Annotated in this window: 34 protein-coding genes; 7 read left to right on the forward strand and 27 right to left on the reverse strand. The window is 45.3% G+C overall.

Going from position 1 to position 24970, the window contains the following annotated elements; all coding sequences use genetic code 11:
* Positions 1–3 precede the first annotated feature (3 nt).
* The 16 genes from EL268_RS32375 to EL268_RS32440 form a co-directional block, all read right to left on the reverse strand.
* Positions 4–486, reverse strand: a complete 483-nt coding sequence (locus EL268_RS32375; protein WP_056495809.1) for a RusA family crossover junction endodeoxyribonuclease — start codon at positions 484–486, stop codon at positions 4–6.
* Positions 487–488: 2 nt separating this feature from the next.
* Positions 489–647 carry a DUF6906 family protein gene (locus tag EL268_RS33095; protein WP_164724561.1) on the reverse strand — a complete coding sequence of 53 codons (159 nt, stop codon included), beginning with the start codon at positions 645–647 and terminating at the stop codon, positions 489–491.
* Positions 648–839: 192 nt separating this feature from the next.
* On the reverse strand, positions 840–2228 hold the full coding sequence (gene dnaB, locus EL268_RS32380) for a replicative DNA helicase (protein WP_106656905.1): 1389 nt from the start codon (positions 2226–2228) through the stop codon (positions 840–842).
* Between the two features lie 16 nt (positions 2229–2244).
* A complete protein-coding gene (locus EL268_RS32385) occupies positions 2245–3108 on the reverse strand; it encodes an ATP-binding protein (RefSeq protein ID WP_106656906.1) in 864 nt (287 codons plus the stop codon).
* Positions 2993–3820 carry a DnaD domain-containing protein gene (locus EL268_RS32390; protein WP_164724562.1) on the reverse strand — a complete coding sequence of 276 codons (828 nt, stop codon included), beginning with the start codon at positions 3818–3820 and terminating at the stop codon, positions 2993–2995. Before EL268_RS32390 ends, EL268_RS32385 begins: the two co-directional genes overlap by 116 nt.
* A gap of 284 nt (positions 3821–4104) precedes the next feature.
* Positions 4105–4995, reverse strand: a complete 891-nt coding sequence (recT, locus tag EL268_RS32395; RefSeq protein ID WP_106656908.1) for a recombination protein RecT — start codon at positions 4993–4995, stop codon at positions 4105–4107.
* 12 nt (positions 4996–5007) lie between these two features.
* Positions 5008–5907 carry a YqaJ viral recombinase family nuclease gene (locus EL268_RS32400; RefSeq protein WP_106656909.1) on the reverse strand — a complete coding sequence of 300 codons (900 nt, stop codon included), beginning with the start codon at positions 5905–5907 and terminating at the stop codon, positions 5008–5010.
* A 102-nt stretch (positions 5908–6009) separates the two neighbouring features.
* Entirely contained in the window at positions 6010–6132 is a 123-nt protein-coding gene (locus EL268_RS33810) for a hypothetical protein (RefSeq protein WP_269149383.1), read from the reverse strand.
* 202 nt (positions 6133–6334) lie between these two features.
* A complete protein-coding gene (locus EL268_RS32405; protein ID WP_106656910.1) occupies positions 6335–6580 on the reverse strand; it encodes a hypothetical protein in 246 nt (81 codons plus the stop codon).
* Between the two features lie 31 nt (positions 6581–6611).
* Positions 6612–6833, reverse strand: a complete 222-nt coding sequence (locus tag EL268_RS32410) for a hypothetical protein (RefSeq protein WP_106656911.1) — start codon at positions 6831–6833, stop codon at positions 6612–6614.
* Positions 6817–7080 carry a hypothetical protein gene (locus tag EL268_RS32415; protein ID WP_106656912.1) on the reverse strand — a complete coding sequence of 88 codons (264 nt, stop codon included), beginning with the start codon at positions 7078–7080 and terminating at the stop codon, positions 6817–6819. The genes EL268_RS32410 and EL268_RS32415 overlap by 17 nt, the downstream gene beginning before the upstream one ends.
* Positions 7081–7131: 51 nt before the next feature.
* Complete coding sequence (locus tag EL268_RS32420; protein ID WP_106656913.1) at positions 7132–7563, reverse strand: hypothetical protein; 432 nt, start codon at positions 7561–7563, stop codon at positions 7132–7134.
* Positions 7564–7567: 4 nt separating this feature from the next.
* On the reverse strand, positions 7568–8104 hold the full coding sequence (locus tag EL268_RS32425) for a hypothetical protein (protein WP_106656914.1): 537 nt from the start codon (positions 8102–8104) through the stop codon (positions 7568–7570).
* Between the two features lie 57 nt (positions 8105–8161).
* A complete protein-coding gene (locus tag EL268_RS32430) occupies positions 8162–8365 on the reverse strand; it encodes a hypothetical protein (protein WP_232030618.1) in 204 nt (67 codons plus the stop codon).
* Between the two features lie 322 nt (positions 8366–8687).
* Positions 8688–8870 (reverse strand): hypothetical protein, encoded by a 183-nt coding sequence (locus EL268_RS32435; protein ID WP_056495774.1) that lies wholly within the window; start codon positions 8868–8870, stop codon positions 8688–8690.
* Between the two features lie 13 nt (positions 8871–8883).
* Positions 8884–9141: a hypothetical protein gene (locus tag EL268_RS32440; RefSeq protein WP_056495772.1), complete on the reverse strand. Its 258-nt coding sequence runs from the start codon at positions 9139–9141 to the stop codon at positions 8884–8886.
* Between the two features lie 59 nt (positions 9142–9200).
* Between EL268_RS32440 and EL268_RS32445 the strand changes: the two genes are divergently transcribed.
* From EL268_RS32445 to EL268_RS32460, 4 genes are all read left to right on the forward strand, one after another.
* On the forward strand, positions 9201–9695 hold the full coding sequence (locus EL268_RS32445) for a helix-turn-helix domain-containing protein (RefSeq protein ID WP_126435511.1): 495 nt from the start codon (positions 9201–9203) through the stop codon (positions 9693–9695).
* 87 nt (positions 9696–9782) lie between these two features.
* On the forward strand, positions 9783–10409 hold the full coding sequence (locus EL268_RS32450) for an ImmA/IrrE family metallo-endopeptidase (RefSeq protein ID WP_106656916.1): 627 nt from the start codon (positions 9783–9785) through the stop codon (positions 10407–10409).
* Positions 10410–10411: 2 nt separating this feature from the next.
* On the forward strand, positions 10412–11860 hold the full coding sequence (locus EL268_RS32455; RefSeq protein WP_211330273.1) for a recombinase family protein: 1449 nt from the start codon (positions 10412–10414) through the stop codon (positions 11858–11860).
* 260 nt (positions 11861–12120) lie between these two features.
* Entirely contained in the window at positions 12121–12744 is a 624-nt protein-coding gene (locus EL268_RS32460) for an NAD(P)-dependent oxidoreductase (protein ID WP_106656918.1), read from the forward strand.
* Between the two features lie 70 nt (positions 12745–12814).
* Here the strand turns inward: EL268_RS32460 and pepF are convergent, their stop codons facing one another.
* Positions 12815–14725, reverse strand: a complete 1911-nt coding sequence (pepF, locus tag EL268_RS32465) for an oligoendopeptidase F (RefSeq protein ID WP_106656919.1) — start codon at positions 14723–14725, stop codon at positions 12815–12817.
* A gap of 357 nt (positions 14726–15082) precedes the next feature.
* Here pepF and EL268_RS32470 point away from each other — a divergent pair, with 357 nt between their 5' ends.
* Complete coding sequence (locus tag EL268_RS32470) at positions 15083–15169, forward strand: YjcZ family sporulation protein (protein WP_017246824.1); 87 nt, start codon at positions 15083–15085, stop codon at positions 15167–15169.
* Between the two features lie 220 nt (positions 15170–15389).
* Here the strand turns inward: EL268_RS32470 and EL268_RS32475 are convergent, their stop codons facing one another.
* From EL268_RS32475 to EL268_RS32490, 4 genes are all read right to left on the reverse strand, one after another.
* Positions 15390–16148: an Ig-like domain-containing domain gene (locus tag EL268_RS32475; RefSeq protein ID WP_232030196.1), complete on the reverse strand. Its 759-nt coding sequence runs from the start codon at positions 16146–16148 to the stop codon at positions 15390–15392.
* Between the two features lie 134 nt (positions 16149–16282).
* Positions 16283–16492 carry a DUF951 domain-containing protein gene (locus EL268_RS32480; protein WP_007720174.1) on the reverse strand — a complete coding sequence of 70 codons (210 nt, stop codon included), beginning with the start codon at positions 16490–16492 and terminating at the stop codon, positions 16283–16285.
* A gap of 15 nt (positions 16493–16507) precedes the next feature.
* On the reverse strand, positions 16508–17383 hold the full coding sequence (locus tag EL268_RS32485) for a mechanosensitive ion channel family protein (RefSeq protein ID WP_106656920.1): 876 nt from the start codon (positions 17381–17383) through the stop codon (positions 16508–16510).
* The gene (locus EL268_RS32490) at positions 17380–17661 is read right to left on the reverse strand and encodes a putative Se/S carrier protein (protein WP_026042915.1); all 282 of its coding nucleotides are present in this window, start codon (positions 17659–17661) and stop codon (positions 17380–17382) included. Before EL268_RS32490 ends, EL268_RS32485 begins: the two co-directional genes overlap by 4 nt.
* A 214-nt stretch (positions 17662–17875) precedes the next feature.
* Here EL268_RS32490 and yyaC point away from each other — a divergent pair, with 214 nt between their 5' ends.
* Positions 17876–18481, forward strand: a complete 606-nt coding sequence (gene yyaC, locus EL268_RS32495) for a spore protease YyaC (RefSeq protein WP_106656921.1) — start codon at positions 17876–17878, stop codon at positions 18479–18481.
* 91 nt (positions 18482–18572) lie between these two features.
* Here the strand turns inward: yyaC and EL268_RS32500 are convergent, their stop codons facing one another.
* From EL268_RS32500 to EL268_RS32520, 5 genes are all read right to left on the reverse strand, one after another.
* Positions 18573–19472 carry a diacylglycerol/lipid kinase family protein gene (locus tag EL268_RS32500; protein WP_106656922.1) on the reverse strand — a complete coding sequence of 300 codons (900 nt, stop codon included), beginning with the start codon at positions 19470–19472 and terminating at the stop codon, positions 18573–18575.
* A 166-nt stretch (positions 19473–19638) separates the two neighbouring features.
* The gene (locus EL268_RS32505; protein ID WP_106656923.1) at positions 19639–20352 is read right to left on the reverse strand and encodes a DUF554 domain-containing protein; all 714 of its coding nucleotides are present in this window, start codon (positions 20350–20352) and stop codon (positions 19639–19641) included.
* A gap of 24 nt (positions 20353–20376) precedes the next feature.
* A complete protein-coding gene (locus EL268_RS32510; RefSeq protein WP_106656924.1) occupies positions 20377–21531 on the reverse strand; it encodes an aminotransferase class V-fold PLP-dependent enzyme in 1155 nt (384 codons plus the stop codon).
* 15 nt (positions 21532–21546) lie between these two features.
* The gene (locus EL268_RS32515) at positions 21547–22392 is read right to left on the reverse strand and encodes a ParB/RepB/Spo0J family partition protein (protein ID WP_106656925.1); all 846 of its coding nucleotides are present in this window, start codon (positions 22390–22392) and stop codon (positions 21547–21549) included.
* Positions 22389–23147: a ParA family protein gene (locus tag EL268_RS32520; RefSeq protein ID WP_015894094.1), complete on the reverse strand. Its 759-nt coding sequence runs from the start codon at positions 23145–23147 to the stop codon at positions 22389–22391. The genes EL268_RS32515 and EL268_RS32520 overlap by 4 nt, the downstream gene beginning before the upstream one ends.
* A 288-nt stretch (positions 23148–23435) precedes the next feature.
* Here EL268_RS32520 and EL268_RS33100 point away from each other — a divergent pair, with 288 nt between their 5' ends.
* Entirely contained in the window at positions 23436–23594 is a 159-nt protein-coding gene (locus tag EL268_RS33100) for a hypothetical protein (RefSeq protein ID WP_164724563.1), read from the forward strand.
* A 58-nt stretch (positions 23595–23652) separates the two neighbouring features.
* Here EL268_RS33100 and noc read toward each other — a convergent pair whose 3' ends face one another.
* Positions 23653–24507: a nucleoid occlusion protein gene (gene noc, locus EL268_RS32525; protein ID WP_106656926.1), complete on the reverse strand. Its 855-nt coding sequence runs from the start codon at positions 24505–24507 to the stop codon at positions 23653–23655.
* Between the last annotated feature and the right edge of the window lie 463 nt (positions 24508–24970).

A 24970-nucleotide genomic window follows, 5' to 3' on the forward strand; every position in this document is an offset into this window, starting at 1 on the left:
GGATTAGAATTCAATGGCCATCTGATTTTCTGATGGCTCGTTTTTTTGTGCTGACGTGTCTCTTAGGATCAGACCACCAACTATCGGCTCTATTTCGATACGTGGGTTACCCCGATCAATTTGAAAATCCATATACTGAATTAATGCCTGACTGTCGTTTCTGTAGAGGATGCCTTCAAAAGCATCTGCCCAAGCTTTATCAGTGTTATGACAGTCTTTCTCTCTGGCATCATTCCAGAAAATCCACGTGCGAAGTATTACCTTTCTGGTCTCAATCATCACCCAATCGTTATCCATGGCCCATTCAAGAGCAGCCTCAGCAACAAGCTGTTTGTAAATCCCTCCCCACTTCCCGAGAGTTGGCTTATTCTTGACGATGGTGTACAAATGGTTCCAAGAAGGAACGACCCAGACATTCTCCATTTTCTTCGTCTTCTTATTGCGTCGTCTCTTCTCCATCAGCAAGGGGATAATCAGCCGTTGCACATTTATGCCCCTTTCTTGATCGTCTTTGTATTACCGGAGAAACGATGGATCAAAACCAACTCGGTCGTGCTATCGCGCTCACCCAGCAAATTGGCTGGGTTTAAATTACGTGCTTCCAAGTCTTTTTTTTGCCGCCTGTTTGGGCGTTTGCCTTGCTTCATGTCTGCTCTCCCCCCGTTTCACCATGTAAACGAAATCCTTGTCCGACCGATCTGCTTTAAATTCCGGATACCTGTCTGTGTAAGCTTTCCACCATTGGCGCATTGCTGCTGACCGCTCTTTATCGTTTTGTATCAACTGTAGTCGCTGAGGAATTGGTACCTTTACTGGAATTTCACCCGACAGCCCTTTGGCTAGCTCCTCCATGGCTTGTCCTTGTCCTCTTCCTCGTCTTCAACTTCCTGGGGGACATCAGCAATGGACCACTGACGCGGGGTCAAATCAACGAACTTGTTGAACTCTTTCAAAAACGCCAGCTCCACAGTTCCAGTAGGACCGTTTCGATGTTTAGCAATATTGACTTCGACGATATTTTTTTGCTCGGACTCTTTGTTGTAATAATCATCCCGGTAAAGAAAAGCAACAATATCGGCGTCCTGTTCGATCGATCCCGATTCTCGGATGTCTGAAAGCATTGGACGCTTGTCCTGCCGCTGCTCAACGCCACGGCTAAGCTGTGACAACGCGATGACTGGCACTTTCAACTCACGGGCTAAGTTCTTCAACGCTTTTGAAATCTCAGAGACTTGTTCCTGACGATTTGCCTTTGTCTTGGAATGAATCAATTGCAAGTAATCAATCAGGATCAACCCAAGTCCTTTTTCCTTCTGTAATTTGCGGCATTTTGTACGAATGTCATGGACGGTTACTCCGGGAGTGTCGTCGATGTATATGGGGGCATTCCCTAATAGCCCAATGGCTTTCGTAAGCTTCTCCCAGTCTTCCTCTTCCAGCCCTCCGACTTTCAGTTTCTGAGCATCGATCAAACCTTCTGCGCAAAGCATTCGTTGCACCAGTTGGCTGGCTGACATTTCAAGTGAGAACACTGCCACAGTCTCACCAGCGTGCGCTACATTCTGTCCGACATTTAATGCAAAAGCTGTCTTCCCTACGGAGGGTCGTGCTGCTAGGATGATCAAGTCAGATTTTTGGAAGCCACCTGTTAATTCATCCAACTCCCTATATCCAGAAGGAACACCTGTTATATCTGACTTTCGAGTGCTCAGCAGATAAATCTGGTCGTAGGTTTCAACCAGGACTTCTCGAATCGGAATGAATTCATTACCTGTCCTACTGCGCTCATTAATTTCTGAAAACTGCTGCTCAGCTATTGCAACAAGTTCCTGAGATGATTCAGCGTCATACCCGTCTGCCACGATACGAGTTGCAGTCTTGATGATTCTTCGTAGCTCAGCCTTTTCCCGAACAATTCGAGCATAATAATCAATGTTGGCGGCAGTTGGTACCGAACCCGCAAGATCTGTCAGGTAGGTAACCCCGCCTACATCATCCAGTAATTTTTTGTCTTGTAGTTCCGCTGTCACGGTTACGAGGTCAACCGGCTCGCCTTTGTTAAAGAGACCAGCCATGGCAGCAAAAATTCGCACATGCGCGGTTTTATAAAAATCATCTGGTTGTAGGATTTCGCTTGCTGTTTCGTACGCGTCTTTGGCGAGAAAGATGGCGCCAAGCACCGACTGCTCTGCCTGTACATTTTGTGGTGGTAGTCTCTCTTCGAACAAAGTCTCACCTTCGATCTCATAAATCGCGTAATCTGTAGTTCAGCTTCCCTATCTCCCCAGCAGTCATTTCGTCTGGCGTATAGAGCGCCTTCCCTATGTTTGACCTACTCATCTCAAATAGGCGGCTCGCTGTCGCTTCTCCAAGGGCAGGTATTAACTCGTAGTAATATTCCGATGTCCATATCGTTGGTTTGTGGTGAAAATGCCTGTACTCAATCAGTCCATACATCTCGTCGTAAACTGCCTTTGAAACCTCGGGATACCCTTTCCTTTCATCTGGTTTCCCTTTCAGAATGTCGTCTATCAACAACACCTCTGCCATCTGAAGACCTTCTCGAATCCGTTGAACATCCGATGATCCAGCGTCATAGCGACTGAACATCTCTTTGAAGCCATTTACGAAATTGAAATAGAGTACCTGAATGCCTTTCTTCACCATGAGATTGTTGGCAACGGCAAAGGCGGCATGTGACTTCCCAGAACCTGACGCGCCAACTAAACCAAGTGAATGACCTTCCTCTTTGTGCCGTATTTCCTCGAAGTCCTTGGCATACGTATAAGCCTTTTGGTACAACTCTAAGTGACGCTGATCTCCAGACCAATCAACAAAATTTCCAAACGTTTTCCGCTGAAAATCTTCTGTGATGTTCGAGGACCGTAAAATCTTTTGAAGCCGTTTCTTGTCCCGACACTCACACTGTTCGTACATTGGTGTACCAGCTATTAGAACCAAATACCCCTCTTGGTCTTTGCACCGTTCACACTCATACACTGGCTTTTGCTTGATCTCGTTTACGGAGGAAGTCTGCTGCACTTGGTGGTGCTTGAGTTTGTCGAGCACCTGCTGCCACTCTTGAAGAGCGTTGTTGATTGCCTCCATCTACCACACCTCCACTTTCTGATCCGTGAAGGGGAACAACCTTCTTCCGCTTCCTCTCACGCTCATGGATTATCACGTCTCTTACCACTTTTACACCTGCTTCTGCCCAATTGTTTAAGGTCTTCCAGAGGTAATTCTTCGGGCTATCGGTGGCCTCTTGCTTGGTGTGTTCTAAGGCAGCGAGAATGACTTCTGGAGCCATGCCATCATCGTCTTGATAACTGGACAAGCGTTCTCGATCCATTGCAGACATTCCCCGAAACATGGACTGCCATAAATCGCAAATTTGAAACCAAGTATCAGGTTCAACATTTTCTATCTCTCTATCTATCTTTCTATCCTTCATAGAAGAAACTCGGTTGTCAGGTAAGTTGTCAAGCAACCTGTCAAGTAACCTGTCAGGTAGGTTGTCAGTTTCACCGACGTGGTTGCTTGACAGGTTTGCTAAGTTGTCAGGAAACCTGTCAGTTTGATCGACGTACTTGTTTGACAACTTGGGGAAGTAAGTTTCGTTTAAGGTGTATGTTCCACCCGATTTTCCCTTTTGAGATTTGTAGCTTGTGAGTATTCCGAGCTGTAAAAGGGTGTTCCGATTGTTGTTTAGCGTTTCTCTATTTTTGATCCCGGTTAGGAACATCAGCTCATCATTGGTCATATCGAAAGTCCACTGCTGATTCATCTCAAGAAAGCGCAATTCAAGCACCTGCATCATGATGAATCCAAGCGGCCCGACTTTTTGGATTCCACCAATGGGTCGTATCCGTTCCAATACTTCCGGTCTTCTCATACCATGTCCGCCTCCTTCCTTATGAAACTTTGCGATCCTGAACCAGTTCCAGAAAAGTCACTGTTACCTCCCAGGGAGGCTGGTTTCTTTTATTGATGCACCTCAGTAGCGCCCAGCGTTGACCATCGCGCCAGAAGGTTTTTGAGACCTTCCAGCGCATGAACCGCAGATCATATTCTTAACCTTTCATTTGGACTCACCCCACCGATCTAACCTTGGGAAAATAAGTCTGCTTGATTTTCATTGTTGGTCGCTGACCCCGACTGCTGGTTATCTGCACCTTGGTGCTCTGGCACTTCCTCAACCGCGTATGCTTCCGCATCGATCCAAGCGACAGTTGACATATCTTCTGCTATCTCATGCTTCACAGTGCCTTCTTGTTCGACTACACGCGCATCATCAACACTGATAGGCAAGTACTTCCAAGCTCTACGGATAACCGTTTTCTTTGCCATTTCCTCATAGTGGTCTTTCCATGGGCCTGTAGCCTGTTTTTTACTGTTGTCATATGACTTTGAGGACATCATGACCGTATCGATTTCCGCCTTGCTCATTACTTCGATGTAATGACCGCCACCAGTGAAATGAGCGATCATGTAAACCAATTTCATTTGACCTCTTTCGCCATTTACGCATGGTTTATGAGAGAGTTTTTCTTCCAAGCCGTATTCAAATTGGAAATCATCATTTTCATAAACAATTCGAGCAGCGATTGATTGGATGTTACCGCTCCGTCTAGCCAGCTCAATCATGCCCTTGTAGGAAATAATGAATGTAGCCTCGAAAGACTTTAATTTATTTGACCAAAAAGGGACTAAGTAGCAATGTCCTAATACTCCTGGCTCAAGACCAAGCTGAGCCGACTGCATCAATGCAGACATCAGCGATGGAGCACTACATTTCATGAGCGTAGGGTTTGTTCTAATGCAGAATGTTGCTATCCGTAGGAACTTGTTTACATCCATGTTGTTCCCAGCGGCTTGAGCAAATTGGTTCTTTCTGGATTCAATCAGATCAAAAATCGTTGTCTCCTTTTTCTCAGGAGAGTTGTTACCTGTTCGTTCGGCAAGCTTTCCAGCCATATCTTGCGGGTTCCCCATCCATTCGACCTCCTATGATGATTTTGGTAGGTAAAGCCGTGTATGTGCCTTTTTCACAAAGCTCATTTGCTTCTCAGCAATTACTGAACGCGTAACTTTCTTTTCACCAATCCAACCAATGGCGTAATCTTTCATGGCGTACATGATTTTGTTCTGAGCTTCGGTTTTCAGTAATTCATATTCCTTGATCCTTGCGGCTGCTTCGTGATACTGGTCAAGCCACTCCATAGCCTCATTAGGAAGAATGATTTCTTGCCCGTTAGACTCTGGGTAAAGTTGCTTGATCATATCCGCTGTTGTCTCAGCCCCGTCCATCGCTGGGGGAATATCCTCTTCAACCAGTCGCCAAAAATCAGACTCGATTTTGATAAGATGGGAAATTACCTCGTCATTCCGATCAACACGCTTGTGACGGAAATCATTGCCGCCGATCAGAACAGCGATGTAGGCGAACTGTAGGCCAGTTACAGAGAGGTAATGCTGAACCTGCAAGTAATAATGGTCGGGAATCTTTTCGTCGTCCCATTCAGAAGCAAAGTATTTATCAGCAGTCTTGCACTCTAAGACTCCTTGTTTCCCGTCTTCGTAGATCAATCTATCGAGGTTAGCCAGCATGAATGGATAATCTCGATGTTGGAGCATTTCATGAATTCGCTCGACTTTTAATCCAGTTCGTTCAGCAAATTCATCAGCGACAACTGGTTCTAGCTTTCGCCCAAACCGAGCTGCTTGTGATTCCTCTTGTGAGGGCTCAACCTTACCCGTCTTTTCGAGCCAAACGGAAATTGGAGAACGATACTTGCTAAAACCTGCGACAGAGCCAGCGTCTGATCCACCCAAGCCTTTCTTTCTCAACTGGAGCCATTCTTGATACGGCATGTTTTCCGTGGATACCAGTTTCAAAGCTCCCACAGAACCACTCCCTCTTGTGTTAAATCACTTGATAAGCTACGATTAACTTGATTCCCAATCGTGCTTTAAGACCGAAGACTCAGCGTTCCAGCGCTGGGTCTTTTACTTTTCTTCTTGGCAATCCTCGCAAGTTCTTGGATAGCCAGGCTCCTCAAAATCATCCATATATGCTCCGCATACTTGGCAAAGCAAACCAGATAGAATCATTTCTGCAACTTGTCCCACTCTTCATACCTCCTCTCGATTTGGTCGCGAGGCGCCACCGTCCCAACCTCTACGGCAGCCGTTGTAGTTCCTTGCCTACGCCACGTCTTGACCTCGCTATGTATTACTTGGAGGTTCGAACCTCCGTGGAAAACTCAGCTCACGTGCGACTCTCAGATTTTGAAAGGTCGACCGAATTTTCCACGCAGGGCCGAAGCCCGCGTTATTGATGTTCGTCGAGTTGTCTTTGCAACTCTTCGATTTGTTCTCTAAGCTCATCAATAACTTGCTGTTTTTCTGAGAGTATTTCATTAACTTCGTTATCAATCTCACTATGGAAATCTACAAGCTTATGATGGATGTATTGCGCAATCTCCTCATGACTGTCATCAAGAAACTGCTCAAATCTCTCGAGTGCATCAATTTCACTATTCGTCGTTTGTGCATGTGAATAAGTAATGTGTGGCATCAAACATTCCTCCATGAATTTTTGTAGTTCGTTACTTTAGCAACCGCTTTGCTTGCTCTTTAACGCCATCAATGAAATCCTCGTGGTCCATCACTGCTTTCCCATCAACCAAAAGCTCTAATTCTTCTATGACATCGCGCACCGTCCATTCAAGCCCGCTGTCATCGACATCAAAAGCTAGGGCTTCCAATTGCCGCTGTCTGTTCGGCTCTGTCCGTTCGACGTGCTCCGGAAAATCAAGCAGTTGCTGCATGGATCACAACCTCCTCTGGCTGTTTTACTGGTTTCAAGCTATTTAGAAAGTTGCGTAGACGCTCAATCTCGTCCCAGTTTTGCAAAACAATTTGTTGACCTTCTATCCATTTACCATCCTGAAAATCAGGCGTTGCCTCGATCCGCAGAGTACCATCCGTCTTATAGGTCGCCATGCGGTCAAACTTACCGCCTAGCAGTTCATTGGACACGATACCTTTTTCTTTCAACCGATCGTTCACATTCATGGGCTTGTCCTCCTCTACACTGTTGTGGTATTCTTCTGATACAGTGTTTTTCTAAGCCGTCCGTTCGTCGCGGGCGGTTTTTTCATATTTCAGGAATGCTGCAACTTCTCTTGCTTTCAAGAGAACCGCTTTCCGCTTGCCCTTCACCATTACATAAGGCGCTTTAAAAAATCGACTCTCCCGCTTTGCCTTTATCTGACGTAGTCGAGAAGCAAGCCACAAAGCTTCTGACGCCTTGCTGTCTGACAATCCCCTACCTTCTTCGACTGCTCTTTCCAATGCTTTTGCTGTTTGTTCAAGCTGTTCTTCGTCTAAATAACCAGGCTTACCGCAGTACATTTCAAACAGTGTATTTGCTGTTGAAATTATCCGTTTGCCTTGCCATTCATCACCCTCACGGTCAAACCTGACCTTTTCTTTTACCAATGCTCCAATTACTATGAATAGTTGCTCTTTATCAAAAACCATGTACTGATCACTCATGACGTCATGCCCCTTTCATCACTTTTATAAAACCTTTGCTCAAAAGCTTTGTTTTGTGTTTCGTCCATTGAGCTATCCAGCCTAACTTCGATTCTTTTGTGATCACCGCCGCCATGTGTGTTGTGGATGTAACCACGTCCAATGTTTCTTGGATCAAGTGTTCAATCTGATGCTTTTCTGATGTACTCCATGTGGATGGCGGTTTTAAAAGGATGGATTGGGCCCTCCTTATGGCTAGTAGCAGCTCTTCGACTTCCTCAACCGTTTTAGCGACCACTGTATGCCTGTTTAGTTCCACATTGTCGCCGTCCAAAAGTATCGGGCTTGTACCTGATGTCGATTCATAAGCGGCTGCTATGGCTAAGAACGGATTGTTTGTCACTTGTACAGCTTTCGACTTAACATCGGGCGGCGTCATAATTCTTCCCGTGGTGTATGAAGAAACTGCCTCTCGGCTTACATTAGCTTCAAAACCGAAGGCTAACTGTGTCATGCCAGCCTCTTGAAGTGACTGACCTAACTGTCTACCAAAGTCGCTCATGTGTTCGCACCATCCTTACCAGCATTATTTTTTTTTCGATGTACAATGAATCCAAGCTCACTTTCCAGACTCTCCCTCGGCAGCCATATGAGCCGAGGGCTTTCTTTTGCTGATCAGTTCATGCAATTTTTCTTTGTAAGCGAGAAGCTTAGGATGTCGACGTTCTCGCTTCTCTCGTGGCCATTTTGCTGATTCCTTGACTTTCTTGGTGTACCAGCCAATTCTTTTAACCAAATGATCGAGTTCATCCAAATTGATCACCTCACTTTCATCACACAACTGCATGCAGCGTCGAGTCTTGGCAGTGACCCCCACCTGACCTTGTTTTCACCCTTACCCGGTGATTTGGTGGAATGTATTATGGCGCGGCTCCCTGCTTTCACAGATCAAATCGCTCGCTCCCGCTCTTCGGCGCTCTATGCAGTTGTGTGGTTTTTCCCGGAGCAGTTTTACAGCTTCACCAAAAGGAACGTGTACCGTCCGTTTTTCTTCTCGACGTCGTATAGCGTCCAGCCTTCTTAAAGCAGATCGTTTGCTTCTTTGGTGCTGGTGGTTTCATACAGGGCCTTTATTTCGGAGTAGTTCACTGATTTACCACCCTCTTCACTACGTGAACCTCATCGGTCGTCATCGTTGCGATCGCAGCCTTACACGCCGCGACCAAGTATGGAAAATCTTCTGGGCGATCCCCCAGCACCCTTGTTGGATCTTTGCGACTTACAACCCTGTGGCCTACAACGCGGATTTGTGGACGTTGTTTTTTCATGAGTTAACTCCTTTCAAGCTGGAACACCGCTGTCACACGAATGTGACAGATCATCCAAAAAAAATATGTCTTCAAATGTATGATCTGGAAAAGCTGACAGTACTTTAGCGATAAAATCCTCTCCAAGGGAAAAGCGTTTATCACTTGGGGGAAGTTTTGCACGCCATAACTGACTTCTAGAAACACCTATGAATTCAGCAAATCTCTTGTCAGTAAACTTCAACTTATGCCTAAGATCATCAAGTACACCGGGTTTTAAAAGAACCTTCACTGTTGCACCCCCTTGTCTCACGCTTGTTACACAATTAATTTAACACGGTCGTAACATGCTTGCAACAACAAATTTCACGTATGATACAAAAAACGTTTCATGAATGCAACATTTTTTGTTATGATGAGGATGGTGATGTGACTATGAACCTAAAAGAGTTCGGTATTTTCTTTGCTGAACTGAGAGAAAAAAGTGGATATAGGAGTCAGCGAGAGCTTGCCGAAAAATCAGGGGTGAGTCACTCCACGATCAATCGGCTTGAGGCTGGAACAAACAAAACCAGTATTGAGACTCTAAAATCACTCGCTCCATATCTCAAAGGAATAGAGTACAACGAACTAATTAAAAAAGCTGGTTATTTAGAAGAAACTAGCACCCTCTCATCCACAGCAAAAAGGATTCCTCAAAATGAGAACGCCCCAGTCCAAGGCTTGGCTTTTATCGATGGCGGAGTGGAAGAACTAGATGAGGAAGAAATGGACTACCTCAAAGAAAGCCTAGAGCTATTTAGGAGAATGAAAGAACGGAAAGCAAAGGAACGCAAAGGAAAATAGCAACTAATCTACAAACATGCCCTAAAATGGGCATTAATTTTAACCGATAAACCGAACAAATGTTTGTTGATTGAGGAGGTTTTAATTTTGGACTATACACACTACAAAACTTCCCCTCTCGAAGAGTGGATCAACGAGATGTACTTTACACACTCGATCTATACACCTAACGACCTTGACATACACCGTATCGCTGAGGTGTTTGGTGGGGAAATCTTGTACCTACCAACAAGATCGCATGCTTATTGGGATGACGATGACACTGGAGAATTTTTGATTAGCCTTGATAGCCGTTTAGACAAACCTGTTCAACGATCCCATTTTTTTCATGAGCTTTGCCACCCACTCCGTCATGTTGGAAATCAGAAAGTGTTACCTAAAACATTTCGTGATCTTCAGGAAACACAAGCATCTCTGTTTCAGCAGTATGCTGCGATCCCTTTCTTTATGGTGCGGGAGCTTGAGGTGCCTTTGTATGAAAAGAATATCGTTAATTATTGGGCACATGTGTTCAATGTTACGGTTTCACTTGCCTTACGGCGTTATAATCAAATCAAAAGTCGAATCATTCAAGCAAAAAATGATCTTAAACTCCTTTCCTACCATCGAAGTTTGTATCGGAAAGCCGATCCGACTAATGGGTGTAACGAAGCAAAAGAAATGTTTAGGATAGCCATACAACGAAAAAAGGAAAAAGAGGTCGTTTATAAGTGAATATGCGTATAGCTGGTTACATACGTGTAAGTACCGAAGAACAAGCTGAAAAAGGATTTTCTCTTGACGAGCAGCGCGATCGTCTGATTTCTTATTGCAAAGCAATGGGATGGCCTGCTCCTACTATCTATGAAGATGACGGATACTCCGCCAAAGATTTGCGTCGTCCCGAACTTGCTCGCCTGCTAAGTGATGTAAAGACGGAAAAATACACATTGATCATTACAACTAAATTAGACAGGCTCTCGCGCCGTCTGTTCGATATACTTTCGGTGATCGATTATTTAGAAAAACACAATTGTAGTTATGTATCTGCGTCTGAAGCATTTGATACGACAACCCCTGCCGGTCGGATGACGCTTCAAATGCTCGGTATGGTGGCAGAGTTTGAGCGTGAGCGTATTTCTGAACGTGTCCGAGATAACATGCGATCAATCGCGAGGAAAGGCGAAAAGGTCATTTCAAGGCCCTGCTTTGGTTACGAAGTGAAGAACGGCTCTTTAGAAATAAATCTGGAAGAATCACTAGCTATTCACCAAATGGCAAGATGGGCATTGGAAGGACGTGGGGCATGGGAAATTGCGAAACGTCTTAACGAAAGAGGCATAACAACTAAGGATGGTAACCAGTGGCAAGATAGAGTTGTGCGTGAACTGTTAAAGCGAGAAACACTTGTTGGGGATTTTGTTTACAATCGTACATACCGGAAAGGCACACGGATTTTAACCCGTCCCGAGGAAGAATGGATTCGCATAGAAAACCACCACGAACCGATCTTGGATCGTGATACCTTTGATGCTATCCAAAAAATTTTCCAATCCCGCAAACAATCTGCAAGTAGATATGTCGACGAAACAAATTACCTCTTAACAGGACTGCTTGTTTGCACTCATTGCGGCGGAAAGATGGTTGGACGCAAAGATTCGAAGCATGGGAAAAATATATACTTCCGCTATGTATGCAATACTTACATGAAAAAAGGTGGCTGCTACTTCCATCACCTTCTGCGTGATGACTTGGAATTTACTGTTATAGGTGAAATCAAAAAAATTGCAATTGCCGATCCAAATGATCTGGAAATAACCGTCGCTAAAACAAATTCGGAGAAGCGAGCTGACAAAGCTTCCATTCAAGATCGCCTTCGTAAATTGGATTTGAAAGCTCAAAGACAGATTGAAGCTTATGAGGATGATTTGATTACAGCTCATGATTTGAAAAAAGCCAAGGAAAGAATTGAAAAGGATCGACAACATTTGCTTGAGCAGCTAAAGGAAATGGAAAAATCGGAGCAGGAAAACGCTGGGGTTATCGTCCAACAGAAAGTGAAACGATTACTTGATGATGTATTGTCTCTCGACCGTATGAAATCTAAAAATGCAATTCGGCAACTCATTCATCATGTAAATATTTCGAATGCATCTGAAGTGGTAATTACCTGGTATGCTGATTAACTACTCGGATTGTAGGGAGACCTACAATCCCGCATGATGCACCCATCTATATACACTCCCTTATCATCATCCTGATATCCTTTTAAGTATATAGATTTGGTTTTCAGATTACAATTGTCTCCTTGTGGAAGCTTTATTTCACTTGTCTCCCCCTGTGCTCATCATAGCTTCAGGTGGTGGGACAAAAAAAGAAATGCTAGACTAGACAAACAGAATCTGTTTGCTACGGTAAAAGGAAAGGTAACGAGGTGACTACAAAAATGAAGCTCTTACTTCTTGGTGCCACTGGTCGCGTAGGAAGCCATATCCTAGACTATGCATTAAAAGATGGGCATGAAATAACCGTTCTCGTTCGCTCGGCAGACAAGCTCCCTCATCTGGCTGCTGAAAATGTGCGTGTCCTGACCGGAAATGTTCTCGATCAAAAAGATGTTGCATCCGCCATGCATGGAGTTGACGCGGTCATTAGCGCGCTCGGGACAGATAAAGCGACGACGTTATCCGAAGGAACTCCCTATATTATTGAAGCAATGAAACAAGAAGGCGTTTCACGCATTATTACCGTGGGCACCGCTGGCATCTTGCAAAGCAGAGTTTCTCCTGACCTGCTCCGCTATCAATCCAGTGAGTCCAGACAAAAATTGACGCGTGCTGCCGAGGAACATCACAAGGCATACTCGCTCTTGGAACAGTCCGAACTCGATTGGACTATTGTATGTCCGACGTATTTGCCCGATGGCGAGTATACAGGCACTTACCGGGTTGAGGCTCACCAGTTGCCTGTAGATGGGATGCAAATTTCCGTGCCCGATACGGCGGAGTTTACGTATCAACAGCTTTCCTCCTCCGAATACGTACGAGCGCGTGTCGGCATTGCCTATTAATACATACACGAAAAACCAGGCTCCTATCCTGAATGGAAGGGAGCCTGCTTGTTTTGCATTATTCGTTTCTTTACTTCTCGTTTACCAGCTTTTCCAGCTCATTCAATGTCTCTTCAAAGATTTCCATCGCTTGCTCGATTGGCTGGGACGTCGACATGTCCACACCTGCTGCTTTCAGCACCTCGATAGGCGGAGCAGAGTTACCCGCTTCGAGGAAGTTTTTGCGAACCCGATCCACTGCTGGTTGACCTTCATCCATGATTTGCTTCGCTAATGCTTGTGCAGCGGCAAAGCTCGTCGAGTATTGATAGACGTAGTATTTATAGTTGTAGAAATGACTCACACGTGCCCATTCCATACCGATTTCCTCATCAGAAACCATGTCTTTCCCGTAGTACTTTTTATTGATGTCGAGGTAGATCTTCTTGATCGCTTCCGCATTCAGAGATTCCCCAGCTTGCTCCTTCTCGTGAATCGCTCTCTCAAACTCCGCGAACTGCGTCTGACGGAACAGCGTGGAACGGAAGTTTTCCAGATAGTGATTCAAGAGATACATCTTCTCTTCTTTCGTCTTCGCCTTCGCGTACATGCTCTTGAACAGCAGAGTTTCATTCATGGTAGAAGCCACTTCTGCCGTGAAGATTGGGTAGTTGGACGAAATGTACGGCTGGTTTTTGTTCGTGTAATAGGACTGCATGGCATGTCCCATCTCATGGGCGATGGTATACACATCATCGAGCGTACCTTGGTGATTCAACAGTACGTATGGATGTGTATCATAAGCACCCCATTGATAAGCACCCGTGCGCTTGTCATCAGTGGAATAGACATCTACCCAGCCGCCATCAAGGCCTTCAGACATTGCCTTCACATAGTCATCACCCATTACCTGCAACCCATCAACAACAATTTTCTTTCCTTCGTCGAAGGAAATATATTTGTCATCAGATGGAACGATCGGCACGTAAATGTCGTACATGTGCAATTCCTTCACGCCAAGCATTTTCTTTTTCAAAGAAATGTAGCGATGCAGCAATGGCAGATTGTCATTCACCGTATCAATCAGCTCATCATACACCTTCGTCGGTACGTTGTTCGGTGTCAGGCTTGCTTCCAGCGCAGAATCGTAATTGCGTACAGCTGCGTAGAAATTATCGCCCTTTACTTTCGCAGCCAACGTCGACGCAAACGAGTCTTGGAAATTGATCAGTGCACCATAGTACGCCTTGAACGCTTCTCTGCGCACATTTTGATCCTTGCTTTCCAGATAGGAAATGAAATTGGCACGGGTCAACTGAACTTCCTTGCCTGTCTCATCTTTGATTTTAGGGAACCTCACGTCTTTGGACAGCATGCCGTAAATATTGGTCGGTGCACTGCCCAACGGAGACGATTTCGCCAAGAGCTGCTCCATATCCGCAGAGAGTGAGTACGGCTTCGTTCTCAGCATGTCTTCGATAAACAGCTTGTATGGCTCAAGCTCCTTTTCGGACAGCAAGCTCTTTATTTTGTCATCGGGAATCGCAACGATTTCAGGCTGTACCCACGAGGTTTTTTCCGTGACAAGCGTGTACATTTTCTCAGCGCGGTCTCCCAGCTTTTGCAGATCAGGATTCGCGGAGTTTACATCGAGAGACATGTTTGCGTACACGTATGCTTTGTCATTTAAGCGCATCAATTCAACATAGTCATCGAATGCCGCCTGCATCGCAGCAGAAGATGTACCCAGCTTGCCTTGGTGCTTCGTGAAAGCGTTTGCCAAAGATTCAACCTTAGCAACATCCTTTTCCCATTCCTGAACAGTCGGATAAATATGATCCAGCTTCCACTTGTACGCATCTGGGATCTCAGCGCGAGTTTGATAAGAAGGCTTCTCAGCAGCAAGAGCTACCGCTTGCGCGCTGTAAGGAATGAATGGTACGGATACTGTCGACAATGCAATGGCCAAAGCCGTAACTGATGCAAATACTTGCTTCTTCAAATCTCAATCGCCCCTTTTCTTCTATCTATTTTTGCCAAAATTATAAGTGTGTAATTATATTTTCACCTGCCAAATTCCTTCTTACTAATAAAAATTTTTCAAATATTCAATAACTATCGTCAATTTATCCAGAGAAAATCCACTTTTGTGGATAAATCTGTGGATAAGTATTTGCTAACAACTTTTTATTCCCCTCAACGTCTGCAGACACTCCTTTTTCCTGCAAAAAGTTGTCCACATTTTCTGTGGATATGCTGTGAATAACTTATTTTCCTTGGAACTGGGGCATCCGCCTATACCTCCTAGTGGGTTCCTACATAGCATGAGTATTGAAACTACGGTAGGAGGTGTTAGCAAGTGGGTATCTTTAACGGCTTCGACGATTTCGCGCTGATCTTGGTTCTGTTCATCCTTCTCGTTATCGTAGGTTGCGACTGCGACTAACCTACTCCGCTGCCATCCAGCCTATCTGAAGGTAAGCTTGCATCCTCAGCAGCCTTACCTTCTCCAATTCCACATAGATCATAGCCAAGGCAATGCAGCCTAGGGATAATGATCAGTCATAACCTAAGTACCATCACCGGGAGATACATTTGATCGTACAAAAGGAAAAAAAGGATGCGCCTATATTGGCTGCATCCTTTTTTTTACCCACATGCTTCGACTATTTCGACCCGGTCTGAAAAGTTATCCACTGCGCTTGATTGTGATTACCCGCTGTATCCTTTACCAAACCCGCAATGAGGCTTACCTGATATCTCGTATGTGGCTGCCATTTTCCTTTTGGCTTCACAGACAACATCCGCTTGCTTTTGTTCCACGTAATGGTATGCGGAACGATAGCCCCTTTTTCATCTGTCACACGAACTAATGGCCCGGCCGTTTTGCTGGAGAGAACTCCACCACCTACCAAAGCAATCTCTTCTGCAAACTGGAGAGTCACTTTATCCTGGAGCTTTACATTTTTAGCCCCGTGACCGGGTAATAAGACTGCTTGTGGAGCGATGTTATCCACAGGTTTTTTCGTTTGAAACGTGCTGGTCAGCTCTGGATTCAAATTGCCTCGCTGATCCTTCACTTTTTTGGCCAGCAAGCTTACTCGATAGGAAGCCCCTGCTTCCAGATTTCCTACCGGATCAATCGTCATGCTTCGATCTGTTTTGTTCCATTTTGCCGTAAAACGAACCTTCTTTTTTTTCGCATCCGTGAGCGAAATGATCGAGAGACCAGACTTGTCGGAGAGCTCTTGCCCATTTTTTAACGAAACTGGCCCCGAAAATGTCAGTGTTATGATTTGATCCGGGTCCATTTCCGCCGATTTGTCAGCTGGGGATATTCTCACTCCCCATTCGTTTGCCGACTTTGCCCACGCTTCCTGTGAAGGAAGTAAGAAAACACAAGCACTACTACCCATTGCACCCATCGAACACTCATCTTTTTCATCGAACCCCTCCCGTCTAAAACGACAAAGCCGCCTCCTGAAGCATATAAGCGCGTCGCTTCATCGTTTACAGGCATTGTAGAAAAAGACAGATAGGTTGATCAAAGAAATATGGTCTATGCTTGCGGCTCTTCCTCCGCGCGAATCAGTATCTTTTTCAGCTTGCGTTCAAATTCTAGTCGTCCAATCATCACACTATGATCGCAACCCGTACATTTGATTCGCACATCCATGCCCATGCGTATGACTTTCCACGCATTCGTGCCACATGGATGTGGCTTTTTCATCTGTACGACATCCCCCAGTCCAAATTGCTTGCGTTCCATTTCTCTTTCTCCTCTCTACACTGTTCCCTTTCCAGATACCGCGACGATTTTTGGATACGGAATTTGAATGCCTCTGTTGGTTAATTCCGTTCTGATCTTCGCACGCAAATTTCGATTGACCCCGTGATGCGTGTTCGGCTTGCATTCAGCCGTAACCCGGATGATAACTTCGGAAGGTCCCAGTGCATGTACTCCCAAAATCTGTGGCTCAGCTACGATATCCGTCAATTCCGTTTGAGCCGATGCCAATACTTCTTTGAGTACAGACTCAACTTGGTTTAGATCTTCTTCATACGCTACAGATACGTCTACAACCGCTAACGTATTTTGCAAAGAAAAGTTCGTCACTTGATTAATCGTGCCGTTTGGAAAGATGTGTACCTCACCCGTCCAGCTTCGCACCTTTGTAATGCGCAGACCAATCTCCTGCACCGTGCCCGTCAAATTGTTGATCGTTACGACGTCTCCGACAGCAAATTGGTCCTCAAAAATAATGAAGAATCCCGTAATGATATCACGCACGAGGCTCTGCGCCCCGAAACCGACTGCCAGCCCCAGTACCCCTGCGCTTACCAAAACAGGGCGCAAATCAATGCCCAACAGCTGCAAGATCATGAGAATCGCCAAAAAGTAAATGCTGTACTGAACGATATTGTTGACGAGCACCCGCATCGTGTCCACTCGGCGTTGATCCATTTGAATCTTGCTTCCATGGCGGTGCTGGAACACTTTATTTACACCTGATTGCACAACGGAAACGACGATTCGCGATAACAGGATGATCGCTGCGATTTTCAGTACAGCCATCCCTATATTTACCCACATATCGGCATCTGTCACATACGCATATACTTGGGCATACATTTTCTCAAAAAAACCAGCTTGATTCATTCCTCCCGCTCCTTCTGCTCCCCGTTTTCGTCGACCTCGCTATACTGGCCAAAAAACTGACGGAAGTATCCTCGTATTACCACTTGTTGTTCCATCATGATCGCTTTCGCTCGTGAGTAATCCGACAGTGGGAACTCAATGGAAAGGGCACAGCCTGCCGTTATTTCTTTCGGCGTAGGTCTTGTATCGATCTCAATATCTTCGTACTCCAGCAGCATTTCTGCCCGCAAGGCTTGCTGCGTGGAATCAAACGCGATCAGCACTGTCTCTCCTCCCATTTCACTCCCCCTCATCTTTTTCACGTAAACTGCCATAGTCTCCTCTTATTTTACCTGTTCGTTTTCATGCTTGCCAGCCTCGCTGAGTTTTCAAAACCTACGTAACTTTCCCATTAGCAGGTATAAAAATGTCATATCGGTACGATACTGTGAATACTTTTATATAACCTTTTACAGGTTGGTTTAAGCCAAGTCGGCAAGAGTGGGGGTTTCCATGAGTACATCCGATAATCGCAAGGATTATTCTTTGCCACCTTTTAAAGTGGAATACCGCAGTGAAAACGCAGACGAGCATCTCGCCGGTCACCTTGCCCAGCGCTTTCGCTTAAATCGGTTCGATGACGACCTTGTCATTGTATGTATTGGGACAGACCGTTCTACTGGTGATGCTCTAGGCCCATTAGTAGGAACCAAGCTCATCGCACAGTCTCCTCGTTTTTTGCAAGTATACGGAACGCTTGAGGACCCTGTACACGCCATGAATCTTAAGGAAAAATTAGAGCTCATCCACACGAATCATCCGACAGCTACACTCATTGCAGTCGATGCCTGTTTAGGTCAATTTAGCCACGTCGGAAACATCAATGTGATTAATGGTCCACTAAAACCAGGAGCTGGTGTAAAAAAAGAGCTGCCTCCTGTTGGTTCCTTCCACATTACCGGGATTGTTAACGTAGGAGGCTTCATGGAGTATTTTGTCCTTCAAAATACCCGCCTCTCCATCGTCATGAACATGGCAGATATCATAGCTTCCGGACTGGCAAAAGCCGTAACACTGGCTTCTACGCCTAGTCGATTCGATAGTGTCTTATATGATTGACCGTTTTTCCCTGCAAAAGGTTCCATCCCTCTTTGGAAAACTTGTTTTTCGATCTGTTCTCTCCCTCAACGGATAACAGATCTATTTTTTTTTACACAAAAATCGTCAGGCGCTTTTCGATCACTTGGGCGCTGATCGGCGTTGGCGCTACGCTTTCTCCATCTGCATGGACAGGCAGCTGTCCTGCTGCTTGTATCGTTACCTGCTTGCCCCTATAAAAACGGACACCCGGATGATGACGGTGAGCTCCTGTGAATATTTTCGGAAAAGCGGCTAACAATCCGAGTCGACTCACGCCACTTACTACGCAAATGTCCGCAATGCCATCGTCCGGTATAGCATCGGGACAGATCAGCATTCCGCCTCCGTAATTCGGAATATTGGCAGCGACAACTAGCCAGACAGCCTCTAAACCAACCTCAACACCATCAACGTTCAGTACAATGTCACGTGGCTGATACGTACATACGACGCGAATCACCGATATTATGTAGGCGAGTGCTCCTAGCTTGTACCGATTCAGCCAAGCTTTGTACACAGCTTGATCCGTTATCTTTGCTACCTGTGCATCGAATCCGGCCCCGATTGAATTCACAGCTACTTTTCCGTTCAATAAAATCAGATCGATTCGCTTTTCCCCTTTTTCCGACAGAATTCGCTCTAATGCCTGTAACGGTTTCATCGGAATTCCATGTCCGCGAGCAAAATCATTCCCGGAACCAGCCGGCACCAATCCAAATCGACAATCTTGTTTCGATTCATATATGCCGTTTATCACGCCTCGGACGGTTCCATCCCCTCCGACAGCAATGATTTTATTTACTCCCTCTTTTTGAATCAGCTCTTTTGATAATTTTTCGGCCTCCCCCTCTCCTGATGTCAGCCTGACATGAAAAGGCGCTCCTAGACGTCGTAGCATCGGCTCAATTTGCCTCCATACTTTCAATCCTGTACCATTCCCGGATACAGGATTGACGATCACACCCAACATAGTAATTCTCTCCCCAAACATGCTGTCGTACTGTACTGTCCCGTCCCACTTATCCATACTTGCTTGCAAATCAAGTTTTTGTATCATATTATCGCATGCTATTTTTATCGATGATAGTTGATTTTCATAAAAAAGACTCCTCCCGAAGGAAGAGCCTCTGTCCCAACTATGAAAACAGCTTTGAAATCCAATCCATAAAGGGAACTCCCACTGCTGCGATCACTAATGCTGGCATCATGTTGGCTACCCTTATCTTTTTGATCTCCAAAACGTTTAACCCAATGGCAATAATCATTAAGCCACCTACTGCCGTTACTTCTACCAGGATCGCATCTAGCATCGTTTCACTCACCACACTGTAAATGCGTGTAGATAATAACGCAATCATACCTTGATATAAAAACACGGGCACTGCCGAAAAGATGACTCCGATTCCTAGCGTCGAGGTGAAAATGATCGCAGAGAATCCGTCTAGCAATGCTTTCATAAACAGTACATCATGGTTGTTGCGCAAACCACTGTCCAATGCACCCAGTACAGCCATAGCTCCAATACAGTACACCAGCGTCGTCGTGATAAAACCAGTAGCGATACTGCCTTGGCTACCCCCAACTTTCCTCTCCAGCCAGTGCCCAAGATTGTTTAAGCCTTTTTCAATCCCAATCCATTCACCTAGTACTGTTCCTAGCACAATACTGATGATCACGAGTAAAAAATTGTCCGAACCCAGGCACATTTTAATGCCCAATATGAATACGGCCAGAGCAATTCCTTGCATGACGGTTTGTCGCATCGATTCCGGAATTCGCTTCAACATTCTGCCTAACAATGCCCCTAAGATGATTGCTCCGGCGTTGACCAATGTTCCCAGCAAGATCACTTGCGCTGTCCCCCTACAGATGCCTTACACAAACGCTGCTGCTATTTCCCGAACAGCGTTATGAAGCGCTTCTACATCTTTCTCTGAGTTGAAAATTCCAAAGCTGGCTCGAACCGCTCCACGTTGTTCGGTACCGGCAGTCTGGTGACCCAGTGGCGTGCAATGAAAACCCGATCTGGTCGCAATCCCGTATTGTTGATCCAGGATAAACGACACCTCTGCTGCATCCACCTCTCCGATATTAAAAGCAACCACGCCTACACGTTCGGTCTCAATCCCCGGTCCGTAGACATGTACACCCTCGATCTGCTGCAATCCAACTATCGCTTGCTTCACCAATTCCCATTCATGCTGACGAATGTTGTCCACACCTTTTTCCATGACAAAATCAACGCCTGCTTGCAGCCCTGCCAAACCAACTGTATTAAGGGTCCCGCTTTCGTATCGGTCTGGACGAGTTGTCGGTTGATCGATCGCTTCAGACTGACTGCCTGTCCCCCCATGAATCAAAGGCTCGAGATCAATATCACTTCTCACGTACAAACCACCTGTACCCTGTGGACCATACAGCCCTTTGTGCCCTGGAAAAGCAAGCATATCAATATTCATTGCCTCTACATCTATAGGCAAAACACCAGCAGACTGAGAAGCATCCACCAAAAACGTAATCCTGTGCTCTTTTGCCAGTTTCCCCAGCTCGGCTACAGGCAGGATGACACCTGTCAGATTGGAAGCATGACTTACAACGATTAACCGTGTCGCGGGCGTAATTGCCTTGGCAAAATCCTCTACATAAAATTGATGGTCTTCTCTTGGCTCTACAAAAGTAGCCTCTACTTGGTTGTTTTTGCGCATGTACTCGATGGGACGTCTTACCGAATTATGCTCGATAGACGAAGAAATAACATGATCGCCTGCTTGTAGGAATCCTTTTATCGCCTGATTAAGCGCTTGAGTGGCATTGAGATAAAAAAAGAGGTTATTCGGGTTTTGAATCCCAAACAACCGCGACACTTGCACCCGTGTTCGAAACACAGCTTTACTCGCTTTCATCGCCAGTGCATGTCCACCTCGGCCAGGATTTGCAGCAAAATCCTCGATGACCTCTGCCATCATTTCTTTGACTGCTGGTGGCTTCGGCCATGTAGAAGCTGCGTTATCCAAATAGATGATCGCCATGACTACCTCCTGGACTTACTTCTCTATATTCAACATATCGATGATTCGCTCCAAGTCTTCCTGTGAATAGAAGTCAATCTCGATCTTGCCGCGCTTTGATCCTTTTTTAATCTTGACCGATGTTCCAAAACGACTGCGTAGCCGTTCCTCCATCTCGATCAAAACTGGCTCGTTTTTCGCTGGCTTTTTCTTTTTTGTTTCACGTGAAACATTGAGCTGCTTCACAAGCTCTTCCAGCTGACGAACACTCAATCCTTTTTCCACCACGTCATTTGCAAGCTGTTGTTGTACTTTCTTATCCGTTACGCCTAGCAAAGCACGCGAATGTCCCATGGATAGTTCGGCTGCCGAGACCATTTTTCGGATCTTCTCTGGCAGTTGCAGCAAACGCAACATGTTGGCTACATGCGGTCTACTCTTCCCTATCTTTTGTGCAAGCTGTTCTTGCGTATACTCATGGTGAGAAATCAGCTTGTCGTAAGCCTCGGCCTCTTCAAGTGGATTCAGATTTTCCCGTTGCAAGTTCTCAATCAGGGCAATCTCCATTAATTGCTGATCTGTGTACGCCTTTACTACTACCGGAACCTCTTTTAACCCCGCTACCTTTGCAGCACGCAATCGTCTTTCCCCAGCTACCAGCTCATAACCTTTGATGCTTTTCCGAACAATCAGCGGCTGGATGATCCCATGCTCTTTGATTGACTGTGCCAGCTCATCTATAGCTGATTGTTCGAATTCTTTCCGGGGCTGATAAGGGTTAGGACGAATCTCATTGATGGAAACCTCTTTTACTTGTTCCCCTTCTTCGATGAGATTGGAAGTAATAAGCGCATTCAGCCCTTTTCCCAATCCTCTACTCATACCCCTACCACTTCCTTCGCCAAATCAGTATAGACTTCCGCTCCTCGTGAGCGTGGATCGTACGTAATGATGGCTTGTCCGTGTGACGGCGCTTCACTCAAGCGAACATTTCGAGGAATAATTGTCTTGTATACTTTGTCCTGAAAATACTTTTTCACTTCTTCTATCACTTGCAAACCGAGATTCGTGCGTGCATCGAGCATCGTCAGCACGACACCTTCGATGGCAAGCTGTGAATTTAAGTGTTTTTGGACCAAACGAATGGTGTTCAACAGTTGGCTTAATCCCTCTAGCGCATAGTACTCACACTGGATTGGAATTAAGACGGAATCAGATGCTGTCAAAGAATTAACGGTCAAAATCCCTAAGGATGGCGGGCAATCGATAATGACGTAATCGTACTTGTCCTTGACAACTTCCAGCGCCTTTTTCAGACGAACCTCACGAGAAATCGTAGGAACCAGCTCGATTTCCGCACCTGCCAATTGAATGGTGGCAGGAATGATCATTAATCCTTCAATTTCAGTTGGCAAAGTCGCATCGACGGGGTTGATATCATTGATCAGGACATCATAAATGCAGTACTTAACATCTGCCTTATTTACCCCGATCCCACTGGTTGCATTTCCTTGCGGATCAATATCAACCAGCAGTACCTTTTTCCCCAATGCGGCCAAACAAGCACTTAGATTGACGGACGTAGTCGTTTTCCCGACGCCGCCTTTCTGGTTCGCAACCGCAATGATTTTTCCCAACTTCTCCACCTCTTTTTTGTCGTGTAGGAAAGCTTGTGGCTTGACCAGTACACTCTCCAGTACGTCTTTCAAAGTCATCTTCTGTATCCTCATCTTGTTAGTCATTCGAGTCTATTTACGATTTGCTCGTATTCTTGTAAAACGATGATCTTTTATACGCTTTCCTTCGTTCGCTGCCATTCAGTAACCTTTACATGGCCTGTACATGATAAGACGAAAAAGTCTCTGCAAAGTTATCCTCATTTATTATCGAGCAAACCTGCAAGTATGCACAGGTTGGTACTCTCCATGTTATCAGATTTGCAGCTTGGTCGTACGCTGTTTTTTTTAGACAGAGAGACAAAAAAGCCTTATTTTTGTCCCGAAAAAGCAGATTTTCCTAGCTTCATTACGAAAAATGCTTATTTTTGGAAATTAAATACTGCCGAAAGCCCCATTTTCCTATAAAGAATCAGCATTTGCCCAAAAAGAAAGGCGACCTTGTCGCCATTTTTGTTACCATCATTTATTTCCCTGTTTCTTTGTTTTTCGGAATACGAATAGTGAATTGATAGAATTCATCAAGGTCTTCTTCCGCCGTCTCTACAGGTAGGCCCGTCTGAATCACCATATCGATTGATTGCCGAACGGTATTAATCGCAATCCGGGTATCCCTTGAAAATGCTTTCCAGCGAGGCTTCGCATCTTTTTCCGATTTAGGGTTCTCAGCTAATTCTAGAAGCTGCTTTACGCGCACTTCCGTCTGTTTCACATTCCATTCCCGCTCCAAAATCTCAAGCAGGACTTTATTTTGTAATTCAGGATCTTTTAACGGAATCAGAGCCCTTGCATGACGCTCTGTTACTTGTCTAGATAACAATGCATCTTGAATTTCTTGCGGTAAATGGAGCAAGCGCAGTTTGTTTGCGATTGTCGATTGTCCTTTGCCTAAACGTTGAGCAAGACTCTCTTGCGTCAAATTGTGCAAATCAATCAGCTTTTGATATGCGACTGCCTCTTCAATGGCTGTCAAACCTTCTCGTTGCAAATTCTCAATCAATGCGATAGAGGCTGTTTGCGAGTCGTTAAACTCTTTGACAATCGCAGGAATCCTCTCCATGCCCAATTTTCTAGTTGCGCGCAAACGTCGTTCCCCAGCAATCAATTCATAACGACCATCGCGAACCCGTACGACAATCGGTTGAATGAGTCCATGAGTTCGTATCGTTTGACACAACTCATCAATTTTCTCGTCATCAAATACAGTACGAGGTTGATATGGATTCGGTACAATCTCCTCAACTGGTATTTGTTTGATTTCTTCGTTATCTGTCTTGTCCGTCAAGCCAAAAATCCGAGAAAATGAATCTTTAACTGCCATAGAAAAATCCCCCACTTCTACCCGTTCCATCCGTGCTATTTTAAAGTCTTTGAAGAGGTGTTCAAAAAGTCATTTTTGATCACGAAGTAATCCTGAAAGATTGCGCGACAACGAAACTAGCGTTCACCCTCTAAATTCCGGTGCTCATGTAGCTACCCTACATTCCGCTCCTTCTTCAGCTTCTCGCCACTTTCTCCGTGCTGAAAAGACAGCTTTTTGAATACGTCCTTGAAACTGAAAAAGGTCCTGTCCAATCAACGACAGAATCTCCCTCGAAACATTTGTATCCCTCGCCCATCCGTTGTCCGGATATGACAGATTGAATTTGTTCTTTGATTGTTGCTGCTAAGGAAAAATGGCATATTGGCGTCGTAAGTGAGTCCAGTCCTACTCTTTTAACATAGGTCCTCCTCTTACATCGTTAGAGACAGCATGCATCTACTTTTAAAAAAGCTTCACAAGC

Source organism: Brevibacillus brevis, assembly GCF_900637055.1.
In the GTDB taxonomy this organism is placed as follows: Bacteria; Bacillota; Bacilli; order Brevibacillales; family Brevibacillaceae; genus Brevibacillus; species Brevibacillus brevis.

What these genes read in the sequence shown, in the direction of transcription:
- EL268_RS33095 (WP_164724561.1), bottom strand. Translation starts at nt 647, where the DNA reads ATGAAGCAAGGCAAACGCCCAAACAGGCGGCAAAAAAAAGACTTGGAA.
- EL268_RS32385 (WP_106656906.1), bottom strand. Translation starts at nt 3,108, where the DNA reads ATGGAGGCAATCAACAACGCTCTTCAAGAGTGGCAGCAGGTGCTCGAC.
- EL268_RS32390 (WP_164724562.1), bottom strand. Translation starts at nt 3,820, where the DNA reads ATGATGCAGGTGCTTGAATTGCGCTTTCTTGAGATGAATCAGCAGTGG.
- recT (WP_106656908.1), bottom strand. Translation starts at nt 4,995, where the DNA reads ATGGGGAACCCGCAAGATATGGCTGGAAAGCTTGCCGAACGAACAGGT.
- EL268_RS32405 (WP_106656910.1), bottom strand. Translation starts at nt 6,580, where the DNA reads ATGCCACACATTACTTATTCACATGCACAAACGACGAATAGTGAAATT.
- EL268_RS32410 (WP_106656911.1), bottom strand. Translation starts at nt 6,833, where the DNA reads ATGCAGCAACTGCTTGATTTTCCGGAGCACGTCGAACGGACAGAGCCG.
- EL268_RS32415 (WP_106656912.1), bottom strand. Translation starts at nt 7,080, where the DNA reads ATGAATGTGAACGATCGGTTGAAAGAAAAAGGTATCGTGTCCAATGAA.
- EL268_RS32420 (WP_106656913.1), bottom strand. Translation starts at nt 7,563, where the DNA reads ATGAGTGATCAGTACATGGTTTTTGATAAAGAGCAACTATTCATAGTA.
- EL268_RS32425 (WP_106656914.1), bottom strand. Translation starts at nt 8,104, where the DNA reads ATGAGCGACTTTGGTAGACAGTTAGGTCAGTCACTTCAAGAGGCTGGC.
- EL268_RS32435 (WP_056495774.1), bottom strand. Translation starts at nt 8,870, where the DNA reads ATGAAAAAACAACGTCCACAAATCCGCGTTGTAGGCCACAGGGTTGTA.
- EL268_RS32455 (WP_211330273.1), top strand. Translation starts at nt 10,412, where the DNA reads ATGCGTATAGCTGGTTACATACGTGTAAGTACCGAAGAACAAGCTGAA.
- EL268_RS32460 (WP_106656918.1), top strand. Translation starts at nt 12,121, where the DNA reads ATGAAGCTCTTACTTCTTGGTGCCACTGGTCGCGTAGGAAGCCATATC.
- EL268_RS32475 (WP_232030196.1), bottom strand. Translation starts at nt 16,148, where the DNA reads ATGGGTGCAATGGGTAGTAGTGCTTGTGTTTTCTTACTTCCTTCACAG.
- EL268_RS32480 (WP_007720174.1), bottom strand. Translation starts at nt 16,492, where the DNA reads ATGGAACGCAAGCAATTTGGACTGGGGGATGTCGTACAGATGAAAAAG.
- EL268_RS32485 (WP_106656920.1), bottom strand. Translation starts at nt 17,383, where the DNA reads ATGAATCAAGCTGGTTTTTTTGAGAAAATGTATGCCCAAGTATATGCG.
- EL268_RS32490 (WP_026042915.1), bottom strand. Translation starts at nt 17,661, where the DNA reads ATGGGAGGAGAGACAGTGCTGATCGCGTTTGATTCCACGCAGCAAGCC.
- yyaC (WP_106656921.1), top strand. Translation starts at nt 17,876, where the DNA reads ATGAGTACATCCGATAATCGCAAGGATTATTCTTTGCCACCTTTTAAA.
- EL268_RS32500 (WP_106656922.1), bottom strand. Translation starts at nt 19,472, where the DNA reads ATGTTGGGTGTGATCGTCAATCCTGTATCCGGGAATGGTACAGGATTG.
- EL268_RS32510 (WP_106656924.1), bottom strand. Translation starts at nt 21,531, where the DNA reads ATGGCGATCATCTATTTGGATAACGCAGCTTCTACATGGCCGAAGCCA.
- EL268_RS32515 (WP_106656925.1), bottom strand. Translation starts at nt 22,392, where the DNA reads ATGAGTAGAGGATTGGGAAAAGGGCTGAATGCGCTTATTACTTCCAAT.
- EL268_RS33100 (WP_164724563.1), top strand. Translation starts at nt 23,436, where the DNA reads ATGTTATCAGATTTGCAGCTTGGTCGTACGCTGTTTTTTTTAGACAGA.
- noc (WP_106656926.1), bottom strand. Translation starts at nt 24,507, where the DNA reads ATGGCAGTTAAAGATTCATTTTCTCGGATTTTTGGCTTGACGGACAAG.